This window comes from Acetobacterium sp. UBA5834 (genome assembly GCF_002435675.1).
Lineage (GTDB): Bacteria > Bacillota > Clostridia > Eubacteriales > Eubacteriaceae > Acetobacterium > Acetobacterium wieringae.
Window position 1 is genome coordinate 1 of the sequence record NZ_DJGY01000066.1, and the last position, 11,840, is coordinate 11,840.

General features: G+C 37.4%; 9 protein-coding genes. 4 read left to right on the forward strand and 5 right to left on the reverse strand.

Annotated elements, in window-relative coordinates:
* Positions 1-1,073, forward strand: a 1,073-nt coding sequence (locus B3F51_RS13420; protein WP_286947578.1) for a WYL domain-containing protein, incomplete at its 5' end; no start/stop codon positions are given.
* Positions 1,074-1,528: 455 nt separating this feature from the next.
* Here B3F51_RS13420 and B3F51_RS13425 read toward each other — a convergent pair.
* Positions 1,529-3,316 carry a hypothetical protein gene (locus B3F51_RS13425; RefSeq protein WP_286947581.1) on the reverse strand — a complete coding sequence of 596 codons (1,788 nt, stop codon included), beginning with the start codon at positions 3,314-3,316 and terminating at the stop codon, positions 1,529-1,531.
* 5 nt (positions 3,317-3,321) lie between these two features.
* A complete protein-coding gene (locus tag B3F51_RS13430) occupies positions 3,322-5,802 on the reverse strand; it encodes a hypothetical protein (RefSeq protein WP_286947582.1) in 2,481 nt (826 codons plus the stop codon).
* 686 nt (positions 5,803-6,488) lie between these two features.
* On the opposite strand from B3F51_RS13430, the gene B3F51_RS13435 reads away from it, so the two are divergent.
* From B3F51_RS13435 to B3F51_RS13445, 3 genes are all read left to right on the forward strand, one after another.
* Positions 6,489-6,635 carry a hypothetical protein gene (locus tag B3F51_RS13435; RefSeq protein ID WP_286947583.1) on the forward strand — a complete coding sequence of 49 codons (147 nt, stop codon included), beginning with the start codon at positions 6,489-6,491 and terminating at the stop codon, positions 6,633-6,635.
* A 96-nt stretch (positions 6,636-6,731) separates the two neighbouring features.
* Complete coding sequence (locus tag B3F51_RS13440) at positions 6,732-7,952, forward strand: radical SAM protein (RefSeq protein WP_286947585.1); 1,221 nt, start codon at positions 6,732-6,734, stop codon at positions 7,950-7,952.
* Positions 7,945-9,504, forward strand: a complete 1,560-nt coding sequence (locus B3F51_RS13445; protein ID WP_286947587.1) for a B12-binding domain-containing radical SAM protein — start codon at positions 7,945-7,947, stop codon at positions 9,502-9,504. Before B3F51_RS13440 ends, B3F51_RS13445 begins: the two co-directional genes overlap by 8 nt.
* Positions 9,505-9,945: 441 nt before the next feature.
* Here the strand turns inward: B3F51_RS13445 and B3F51_RS13450 are convergent, their stop codons facing one another.
* The 3 genes from B3F51_RS13450 to B3F51_RS13460 all read right to left on the reverse strand — a co-directional run bounded on the left by B3F51_RS13450 (position 9,946) and on the right by B3F51_RS13460 (position 11,782).
* The gene (locus tag B3F51_RS13450; protein ID WP_286947589.1) at positions 9,946-10,578 is read right to left on the reverse strand and encodes a lamin tail domain-containing protein; all 633 of its coding nucleotides are present in this window, start codon (positions 10,576-10,578) and stop codon (positions 9,946-9,948) included.
* 80 nt (positions 10,579-10,658) lie between these two features.
* Complete coding sequence (locus B3F51_RS13455; protein ID WP_286947591.1) at positions 10,659-10,940, reverse strand: hypothetical protein; 282 nt, start codon at positions 10,938-10,940, stop codon at positions 10,659-10,661.
* Between the two features lie 233 nt (positions 10,941-11,173).
* Positions 11,174-11,782 (reverse strand): recombinase family protein, encoded by a 609-nt coding sequence (locus tag B3F51_RS13460; protein ID WP_286947592.1) that lies wholly within the window; start codon positions 11,780-11,782, stop codon positions 11,174-11,176.
* Positions 11,783-11,840 lie beyond the last annotated feature (58 nt).

Below are 11,840 nucleotides of genomic sequence, written 5' to 3' on the forward strand. Positions count from 1 at the left end.
AAGGAGGTTTTAACATGTCTTTCTCAGAATTTTTAAATGAGAATCAAAAACAACACATTAATTTGTCATTTTCAGCGTGGAATATCATCGAAAATGATATCCAATGTTTTTACGAAAATAGCACCGAAAATAATCTCTCAAATTTTCTGAATCGTATTTTTGCAAACTATCACGAACAATCACCTGCTACCATAACAAATCAGTTAAATGAAAAACGTAAATTCTATTTGCTTTCGCTGAAACCTAAAGTTAAGGATCCTGAGCTTTTAACAAAGTTTGAAAAATTTATCGACATTTTTCTCGAAAATACTGAAAAAGAATTGACTGACAAATTATTAAATTATCCTAAGGGAGCAGGTAAAAAATTTCGCTTAACAAACGATAACTATCGTTACTTAAAGGATTTCTCTGTAGAATCAAAAGAGAACCAAATTTTTCAAAGACCAGGTAAATATTTGAAAGCAATCTATGAAACATATGCAGAGTTGCCCTATGTCGAACGTGAGAAAATCTTTTATTCTGAAACTATTGAAAAAATTAGTGATGCCGTGGAAATGGGTAAAATTATTAGCGTGGTCCTTAATAATAACAAAACTATTTTTCTTAAGCCCTATAAATTAACCATCGATCATCTCTCAAATTTTAATTATTTGGTCGGTTTAACTGTACCCGAAATTACACAATACAAACACGATCAATGTACTACTCTTCGTATATCGCGTATCAAAAGCATCAGCATCAGCCGTGAACATGCCAATATAACAAACATACAAATGAAAGCTATTGAAGAACAGTTAACAATAAAGGGGGTACAGTTTTTAGTTGACGAAACAACCGAAATATTTATCAAGCTCTCTAATATCGGTATTTGGAAATACAATACCCAATTTAATTTACGACCACAGTACGTTCGCATTGAACCTGAAAATATTTATGTATTCAATTGCACAGAACGACAGATTGAATATTATTTTTTCAAATTTGGCAAAGATGCTACAATTATTACACCCAAAACTTTACGCCACAAATTTCACAGTATGTATCAAGAAGCCGAAAAAAATTATTGCGATTAATTAATGTACAGTAGAACCATTTTTGTTTCAGTTGTTTATCAATTTTCTAAACGCCAATTCAAGCCGTTCGCTCTACGACGGAGTGAAGCAACTGTGGCATAATGTCAACCCGATTGCTACCACAAACCAAAACACCGTTTAAACCGAATGTGTTTCGGTCAGTGGTTCACAGTAAGGGCACCTGGGGTGTAGACGCCGAAACAGTGGCGGGGTTCTGGTGACACGTCGAACCCAAAAATAAATAAGCCTCCACTTTCTAGCTAGCAAGCTAGCCAGAAAGTGGGAAGAGGAAGAGTTTCCCCTGCTCTGGCTGAACCACGCCTACCAATTGCCATCGTTCCACATCAGCAGCGTACCTGCCGGTACTAGGACACCCACATCGACAACAGCTTTGCCGCATTATAAAAGTAAACCCGCAAACTGAGGTTCAGATCCATGCCAATATCAGTTAAGCCTTAATCCCCCGCTAAAAACCGATCCATCACCTGAATAAGATACTGTTCCCCTGACCGTGGTGTTAAGGTAACTATCCCCGTCTGATAAGTGATATCATCCGGTTTCGTCCGGCTGATCGCTCCCGAATTAAGCCGGTACAATTTTTCTTGATCATCGTCTTTCCCTTGCATGATCCAGAAGTAGTATTTCCCGGGTTTATCCTGATCATCAGCAATTTTTACGTAATACTTATAAAGCATCATTTCCAGATTGATATTGTAGCGTATTTGCCATTTTGAATCCAATACACAGTAGTTGACAACCTGGTTGCAGTCCGTGTGCTTAATTACGAAATCAGGGATGTAGAAGTCCCGATCGGTTCGGTATAAACTGATCTGGTTCGTATTTTTATTTTTCCATGAATAGACAATTGGCTGGCAGTAGAGGACAACCTCTTCATCATCCTTAGTAAAAAAGTAGGTGTTTTCATTATCGTCGAGTCGATTTAAATATTTCTGACTGATATCATAAGCATACCTCATCCTTTTATTAACATTTTCGGCATATCCCAACCGATCAAAGGCCGTAAACATCGCGAGAAGACAATAATACTCATATATCTGATCGGCGGTAGAAAAACTCAGGATCTGATTCTCCCTGGCCGTGTCGATCTTGCCAACGATAAAAAACTGGGAAATTGCCGCAAACACATTCCGATAATGATGAATGTTTTGAAAGACTGGTGTATTCTTTGGCGGACCTTCGACTCTTTCACCAGCACATTTAATGATACTCCGATATTTCATGAGTAATTCATTCGCCTTCCCGATTCGCTCCGTTACCTGCTTGAGATATAGCTCCATTTTTGACTGCGTATACAATTCAATGATCTTTGTCGACAGGATATAACCCGGTTTAACATGGCTTTCTGACTGCTCAGTCAGACTGACGTTATTGAGCAGGTTGTTGATATCTGTTTGTTTTTTTCGCATATACTTGACCAGATGCTCCAGAAAACCGATGATGACACGGTTTTCGTAGGTGTTATGGTCAGACTTGTTCTGTGAAACCAAGGTGTTCCGGGGTTGAACATGGTAATTATTATAGACGCTCATGCCAGTTGGAAAATTGACCTGTTCGAACTGTTCAACATGCGTGGCAATATAATGGAGGGTCTGGGGTTTGATCGTCCGGAGCTTCTCAAAACGATCAATCCTTTTCATCTCGGTCATAGTAGAACGGATGTCCCGAGTAAAGTAACGAAAATTAAAGGTATATGTCTTTAAAACATAATCGATTACCTCAATTTCCATATCGATCCGCGATTTAAACTGGCTCTGAAAGTGTTCCAAAATACTGGAAGGACTTTTTGTTACTAGCAGGGTATTTTCTTTTTCAAGTATGTCTTTGAGCATTTCTTCGAGTGATAGCTGTACCTCGGTGTTTTTTTCCGGAATGGCGATACCAACCGGTTCAGCAAAATAAATCGCTTCGGTTCCATCTTCCATTGTCAGAATCACCGAGATGTAGACATTCCCAAACATTACATGGATTGCCTGGGACACATCATAAATGAACTCTAACCCAGCATCATTATGAAACATCACGCATTCTCCGCAGACACCTTCTTTATTATTGATCAGCAGCATGATATTTTTAATGTTAGCGTTTGTTTTGATGCAAAGCTTATAATTTTCATTCTGGTAGACAATTTTTTTTACAAGGTGATGTGTTCCCGAAATCGGCTGCTCGAATATGTCAATATCTTCTCTACGTTGACCTGTTTTAAAATAAAGTTTTGTTTCCATAGTTCTTACTTCGCAAAGAATTGATAATATTGCATGTTTGACTCGCCTTTTTTAATAATATCCTGGATGATCCGATTACTTATTGGCATGTTGTTCTTGTCACAGCTTTTTGAAAGATTATTTAAAAACATCTTATAGGTTTCACCGTATCCATTAATCATTGGCAGAATTTTCTGTGCAACTGCGTAGTCCAGTGCCGGCAACCGATTCATTTTTTTGTCAAAGAGTTGACTACCGACAACACAATAGTTTTTAATCATCGTCATTACCCGTGGACTGATAAATAAACCATTTTCCCTTAGTGTATTGTTGATTTCATTAAATTTTTCCACCGTATTATCTTCCATGCTTCTGGTTGAGTTCACACCAAACACATTGGTCAGCTGTTGGTAACTGATTATTGGCAGAGGTTCAATTTCTTGATCGACAACAACATCATTGATATTCAGGTTACCACTTTCAAGCATGATGATCCACGCACGGTCAATTAAACGGGGGGATAATATCTCGGTGGTATGGTCGTAATTAATTGTAGCCAGGAACCGTAAGGTTTTGGGAATTTTTAGTTCATATTGTTCATTTAAATTAATTTCCCGCTTATCCTTGTTCATATCCGCCGTATTCATAAAATCAGCCCAATAATGCTCCATGGGACTCAAGTTTGCCTCATCCAGCATAACGACAAAAGGATAATCATTTATACCGTTTTTCGCCTCATGATTCAAGACATTGAAGGCTTCAAAAACCTTTCGGTTGGCCTGGTCAAATTGTTTGGTCAGCGGATTATAATAACCGATGAAGTCCCGCTTTGATGTCCAACCTTTCTCCACTGATACTTCAATATAACGTGAGTAATGATCATTTCTGGACAAGCCCAATATTTTAGACAGATAGTTACAAAGTGATGTTTTTCCGGAACCCGGCTCCCCGGCAAAGACGGTCAAAAAACCCTGAGTTATGCAAAGTAATATATTGATGACATCGTTTCTTGACATCATCCGATGACAATCCCGATTGAGGGTGGTTTGAACCATATCGATGAATTCCGACGGATTCATAATCTTCTCGTTGGCATGTGGAACACTTCCCTGTTTGGCCATCATTAAAGCATAACGTTCATGATCTGCGTTTTTGGCATAGCCAGCAGCCGCTTTTAATACTTCGTTAGCAATCTGGCCATTGAACGCAACATCCATATAAGCATTTTTGACTTTCTCAGCCAATGCTTCCTTTAAAGAAGCATTAACCCCCGTAAAGCTATCATGTTCAACTTTCTGTCGTTCAATTTTTGCTTCCCAGTCCCTTATTTGTGTACTCAGATCATATTTTTTCTGTAATTCTTCAATTTCAGCTGTTAGTTTTTGCTGTTTTTCCATTAATTCTTTAATAACTTCATTTTCGGTTTCAATCTGTTTTTCCTGATTCAGATCTTCAATTTGTTTTTGAATGCTTTCAACTTCATCAAGCAAACGATCTTTTACCAGTATCATATTATTAATTTCACTCTTAGCAGCTGATAGCTCTTCGCTGAAATCTTCCCGTTCTTTTAAATCTTCAATAACCTGTCCTCGGGTTTTCGGATTGTTTAATATTTCTGTATAAACCAATTCTGAAGTTTCTGGATTTAATACCGCCGTTTTTGACAGTTCTTCCAACACTTCCTGTAAAGCATTGTAATCTATGAAATCATTTATGATTCTTTTTTTTCGGTCCTCACTCATTTCAAGCTCAGGGATCACATCAAGTATTTCTTGGATATCTTTATGATTAATACTTAAATCGATAGATGTTGCTTTCTTGATGTCTTTAACAAATTTTCTGTGCAAGTCTTTATCGGTTATGAATTCTATTTGTTTGGCATTTGCAAGAATAGATTTTGTCGTTATGATTTCATAGATATCACCGCCATCATGATCTGATAATTCAAGTTGATGAATATACTGGCTTATTTCATCAATACGATATTCATAAATCTTATTACACTGCTCTGCTTTCACATTAACAACAAGGCTTTCATTGTCATTAAATTTCCACGTAAAAGGACCATAAATATTGATCGTATCTTTAATATAGATCATGTTAGAAATCGGATCGGGCAACAGATTAGACGTGTATAGAATTCCAGTTTTTTGTAGTTTTTCAATATTTGTGTACGCAGGCATCTCAAGAACCTGATGAATATCATAGGAATCGATATTCTCATATCTCATTTGGTTTGCGTAAACTTGCAATTTGTTTCTGCGTATATCTGTGACTGGCGGATATACTTCATTTATTTGATTAAAATCAACTTTACATACAAATACCCTTGGTATTTGGACACGAACACTTCCCTCACGCGTATCTTGATAGAGGGTTAATTTCCCTTTATACGGAAATTCCTCAGAAAAGTCTTTTTCAACTAACTGACCTTGAATCAATTCGTAAAGGGGCTCCATATTGTCAAAATTGTTAAAGGGTGAGTTTTTTGCTAAATAAGTATTCATTTTTCTCCTCCAATTTTTCACTCAACTTTCCCAGCATGAAAATTCAACTGAAATATTAATACAACGGATACTGCCGCCTCCGAAAACGGAAGTTGACAAAAAACATCTGACATCTGATATGATGTAAATGCAAAGGAACAAAAATCAGCATGGTAAGTTGCATACCACTATGATAAACCAAAACGACTCATCTGAATAGTCAAATATTGCATTTACAGAATCTTTTTAAACATTGAAACTGATACGATTACTCAGAGTTACCGATTAAAACTGGAGTGGTTTCTATCATCTCTACCCACTATAAACTTTGTTTCATTCAGTCTGCTGACTTGAAACGATCACATCAATGATTGTGTTCTTGACGGATCGATAATTTGTCAGAACCGGTGAAACATTATGAATTGCTTGCCAATCTTTATGTCAACACTGTCCATCTTTTTAAAAATTTCACTATGCTGATTCTTTTGCCGAGGACGGGTATACCGGGGTCATCATGCATCCCTAAAGTCAATAACAAAAACAGCAGCATAACTAACAGCATCTGTAAAAAACTGACGTCTACAAGATTATGATCAATTTCGTAATAAAATGACATTTTATATTGACTTATGTTTTTCATTTGTGTAAAATATAAGTCAATCAAAGTTAATTTATAGCAACCATATTTTCAGTGAAGGAGGATCCGTATGAAGTTTTCTTTACAGTGTGTCACACCTGATTCAAAAATTGACACTCGTGAATTCTGTTTAACAGATTGTGGCCCGTCTGAAGGATGCAATCCCGATGATCGTTATGTCAGAGATGAAGATTCCCCGAAAAAAGAAACTAAGTAACGAAAAATACGTAATTATCAAATTACAATTCTTAAGGGTATTAATTAAAACAATAATTAATACCCTTAAATTTTATTGAAAGGGTATCAAAAATATATGCACAGAATAAATGAAAATGTTGTCTTTGTTCAAGGTGCTATAAAAGGCGCATTATACGATTTTATTACAGGTAGAGTATTCTGGATCAATGAAAATTCTTGTGCTGTTGTCAATAAGCTTACAACCACACAGAACCCGATCTTTACTTATGAAGAACAAGAATACATCGATGACTTAGTCAAAGAAAACTTATTTGATAAAAATTACATTGTTAAACCATATATTCCTGAAGCCACAGAATTGACAACTTTAGAAATGGCCTGGCTTGAAGTAACACAGACTTGCAATTGCAAATGTCTGCACTGTTATCAGGGTGAAGAACATAAATCGGCAAAAATACTACTCGATATCGAAGACTGGAAGAATATCATTGTCAAACTTAAAAAGCTTGAAGTAAAACGCGTAGTTGTTATTGGCGGTGAACCCTGTACGTATAAGTACATAGATCAAATACTAGAATGCCTATGTGAAAACAAAATCAAAACTACCCTATTTACAAATGGGACATTATTTAGCGATTCGTTAAAGAAACTAATTGTTCAAAACAAAGATAATATAAAGATCAAGGTCTCGTTGTACGGTGATAATTGTCACTCTCACGATCAAATTACCCGAGTTAACGGAAGTTTTAAAACACTCGAAAACACCATTAAATATTTCAAAAAAAATAATGTCGATGTTGATATTGCAGTGGTTGTAATGAAAGAAAATCAGGACATTATTGATAAGATTGAAAACTATATCACCGATTTGGATATAAAGTATAATGGATACGATGTAATTCGGAATGTATTTGGTGGCACACAGGATCAACATACCCCAGATAATACTGACATTATCTCAAGTTCAACTTTCTTAAAGCCAGAATTTTTTGCCTCGTTAAAACGTTTTACCAACAATACACACAAGAATAGTTGCTGGTTTGGCAAATTAGCAATTACTGAAACTGGGGATGTATTGCCCTGTGTTTTTGAGCGAAATATCATATATGGGAATACCAAGGATGTTTCACTTGAAAATATTTTAACTTCACACGCACTCAAGAAAAACTGGTTCTGCGATTTTAGTCAAGTCGATTTTTGTAAAGATTGTGAGTTTCGTTTTGCATGTCGAGATTGCAGGCCTTTGGCAATGGCAACTGCTGGAAGAAAAACAGACAAAAATCCTAGGTGTACATATAATCCTTATACAGGAGAATGGGGAAATAAGAATGAATAATGCCGATAATCAAAATGGCAACAATAGCCTTCTTTTAATTTCAATCAATAATCTATGGCGTTACAGTAATATCGGTATCGATCAAATTGCAGGCTATTTGAGAAAAAAAAATTTCTGCACAGTTGATGTTTTTTATCATCACAAAAGAATAAGCGAAGATGAGATCATAAATAACCTTGTCCTCAATTATGATTTTTTTGGTTTTTCAGTTAATTCATCTAACGTTGATTGTTGCATATCAGTCGCTAATTTCATCAAGCTTAAACGTCCAAAAGCCATTACTGTATTTGGGGGTGGTTATCCTACAAGGTATTACCGGGAATTGATTAAAGCTAATGCTTGTATCGATTATATCATTTTAGGAGACGGCGAAATACCCTTAGAAAACTTACTTCAACAACTTATCACAGAAAATTGCGTTAAATCCTCTCCCAATGTTGTTTCTCTATTCGACCAGGATAAAAAGCTACCCTATTGCAACGGAAAAGTAGATTATCATCCATCATTCGATTATTTTATGAATGATACAGACTATCGTAATCGACGAAAAGAATACTGCTTACAGACGAAAAATAATATTTGTACCGGAAAATGTGCATTTTGTACTGAACGAAAAGGACCAATTATTTATAAAGAAATTTCACACATTGTTGAAGAAATCGCTATTGTTGCAAATCAATTTGGGGTAAAAAAATTCTTCTTCACCGATGATAATCTACTGGATCCGAATAATTTGGCTGCAAAAAAAAGAATTTATGAATTGTGTACTGCAATCAATGAAATGAATTTAAATTTAGTGTTTAAATGTTATGTTAAAGCAACCTCATTAAGTGATACGGAAGATGATCATAACTTGCTTCAGCTAATGTCCGATACTGGCTTTAAAACGATTTTTGTAGGTTTAGAATCAGGGAATCAAAACGACTTAAAACTGTATAACAAATTAACAACGGTCGATGATAATTATAACCTGGTAAAGATGATTCGAAAATATGAAATAGCACTTCAAGTTGGTTTCATTAATTTTAACCCTTATTCAACTTTGGAGACAATCAAAGAAAACTACTATTTCCTGACGAATATCGAAATGGATAATCTATTCATGTATATCTGTTCTTATCTGAGGGTCTATAAATACACTGATATATATGAACAAATGAAGATAGATAATTTGTTATTACCAGAATACGATTATCTCGATGATAAAAGTTTGTATAAATTTATGAGCAAAGAAGTTGAAGGAATATTCAAATTTATTCAAGTCAATATGATTAGTAGAGTCCGAAATTTAGATTTCGAATTTGACTGGCTTTATTCATTTTTTTTGGAATGTAAAAAAATTAATCCGAAAGCAAAAGTATATGAGAATTTGTTTACTGAGCTAAAATTTGACCAGTTAGAAAAAATAAAAAATTTCTTTTACATTCTATTCGTTGAAAACGATTTGGTAAAAGCAAAGATATTTGTGAATGACTTTTTATCATTTTTCGAAAATCTTCAACCGCGTTTGCTTGATCTTCATAGCGATTTAGTTTCTTTATATATTGAGTAAAAGTTGTACCAAACCACTGCTACAAACCTGAAAACCACCACAACGCAGATAGACAGCAACGGGCATTCTACAAACGCCTTGTAACTGTTAGCGTTTGGTTTCACGTTGAACACAAACGTCGATTAAATCCCTCGCTCTGGCCGGCAGGCCAGGACGAAGGCGACACGAAAACCGTTGATATAGCCCTGTCGGAGCGTGAGCGGAGACTGGGCTTGCGCCAAAACGACAGTTAAAGCCACCGCTGCACCGCGCCTCCGGAGTGAAGCCGGGGGTGAAGCAGAAGGTTAACGTATCGCAGGCACGGTGTGAGCGACAGCGACCACGGTGCCAAAACCCAAGACGAGACCGTCAAACCGTTCAAAAAAGTAAGCCCCAGGCAATTCTTTTTTTCTAAAATTGCCTGGGGCGTGGTCGAACGCTTAACAAAAGCCATTCTTATCTTTAATTGTCATAGGTATCCACCAATTGACCAGCACTGTCATACAACTCCGCCAGATCGCTCTTGCTGTTGTTCCAGGTACCGCTGCCATCAAGCCAGTGAAAATCGATACCTGAATTACTGGCTGAATCGCCAACCTTAACCGAGGCGCCTGCTGCTAAATTATACGACGGGAAGGTAAAGGTCTGCTTGCCTAAAACTGAAACAATTTTCCAACCGGTCAAATCTACCGCATAGGCACTGGTATTTTTGATGACAATGTATTCGGCCTTTTTATCCAGTTCACTGATGTTGACACCGGAACCGGCTGCACCATTTTGTGACGTGATGCCGAGCTGATTGTTCACTTCATCGGGATTGACATTATCAAATTCGTCATGGATCACGTTCCCCTTTAAGGTGTAAGTATAACTGTAATGGCTGGGGATCTGGGTCGTCGTTGTCGGATAAGTGATCACCGCCGTAAAATCGCTGCAGCCACCGGCATCCCGGATGACTTTCTCCATATAGGCCTGATCACCGTCCCAATTGAGGGTGCTGTTTTGTGGGGTGATATTATAAGCTTTGGACACACCACCAAGCGAATCGGCAATGACGTGACCCTGATCCAGATTGGGACTTTCGACACCTGGCACCTTAGCTTCGTCCGGAAAATATCGTCCCGTTTCAAGAACCGGTTCGGTCGCATCATCCTGTAAAATAATTTGTGCCGCCGTTACTTTGACCAGTTGGCCATATTCATTGGTAAAGCATAATCCTGGCGATCACCATAACCGATATCGACCACCACATTTGGCTGATGCTGACCCGACAGATCACCACCGTCAACTTCGATCAGCGTATAACCTTCAAAACCCGAACCATTTAGCTGGCTAACAACCTTCCCCGAATTATCTGCCGACGGTCCATTACATCCCGTAAAAGCAAATAACGACAGGAGTATTAGTATACACGCAACCGTTTCTTTTCCTCTGATGTGTTTAATTAAATCTTTCATTTTTTCTCCCAATTGTTCACCATTGCCAAAAGTAACATGAATTTTTTTGGTGACACTTCGTTATTAATTTTTATTCGGTCTGATCACCCCTATTAAAGAACTTTCGCTTTAGTTCTAGGAAATAGGCCCGAGGTAATTTTACGGAATATGCGAGTAACCTGCAGGTACTATGTGGAAATGGCCAATAATAAAGGTTACCCAAAGGTCGACGATGCAAAGGGACGGAATGAAAGTCAGACCTTTGGCAGAGATAACTCTATTACTTTCATATTTTTTCGCCTGCTGTGCTCATATTCTTTCACTTTTCGATAAAATGTCGGTTTGGTGAGCTTCAATACCTCCATGGCTTCGACCGCTTTTATTTTTCCACTTTTCCAGTCATTATAAACAATATTAAATTCATTTTGATCAATTTCAATTGGCTTTCGCCCCTTATACTTACCCTCGGCCCGAGCAATGGCAATACCCTCTTTTTGACGTTGCAGCATACATTCCCGCTCAAATTGATAAATACCAGCAAAGATGGTCAACATCAATCGACCCTGTGGCGTCGTGGTATCGATTTTTTCCTTATGACTGATAAATCCGATATCGCGCTCATGCAGGTCTTCGACGATTTTTAACAGATCCACCGTCGAACGGGCTAACCTTGAATAACTCTCGATGACCAGTACATCCCCCTCCCGGATAAATTGCAGCATTTCCTGCAAAGCCGGACGTTTGGTGTTCTTCCCCGATACCTTGTCAATAAAGACCCTCTTCACACCCAATTGCTTCATAATGACTTCTTGCCGTGCCTCATTCTGCTCTTCCGTGCTTACACGTACATATCCGATTTTCATGATCCTTACCTCCTGTTCGTAAAGCCAGTCTATCAGTTTATAATGTACACGCTTGTCA

What these genes read in the sequence shown, in the direction of transcription:
- B3F51_RS13425 (WP_286947581.1), bottom strand. Translation starts at nt 3,316, where the DNA reads ATGGAAACAAAACTTTATTTTAAAACAGGTCAACGTAGAGAAGATATT.
- B3F51_RS13430 (WP_286947582.1), bottom strand. Translation starts at nt 5,802, where the DNA reads ATGAATACTTATTTAGCAAAAAACTCACCCTTTAACAATTTTGACAAT.
- B3F51_RS13435 (WP_286947583.1), top strand. Translation starts at nt 6,489, where the DNA reads ATGAAGTTTTCTTTACAGTGTGTCACACCTGATTCAAAAATTGACACT.
- B3F51_RS13440 (WP_286947585.1), top strand. Translation starts at nt 6,732, where the DNA reads ATGCACAGAATAAATGAAAATGTTGTCTTTGTTCAAGGTGCTATAAAA.
- B3F51_RS13445 (WP_286947587.1), top strand. Translation starts at nt 7,945, where the DNA reads ATGAATAATGCCGATAATCAAAATGGCAACAATAGCCTTCTTTTAATT.
- B3F51_RS13455 (WP_286947591.1), bottom strand. Translation starts at nt 10,940, where the DNA reads ATGAAAGATTTAATTAAACACATCAGAGGAAAAGAAACGGTTGCGTGT.
- B3F51_RS13460 (WP_286947592.1), bottom strand. Translation starts at nt 11,782, where the DNA reads ATGAAAATCGGATATGTACGTGTAAGCACGGAAGAGCAGAATGAGGCA.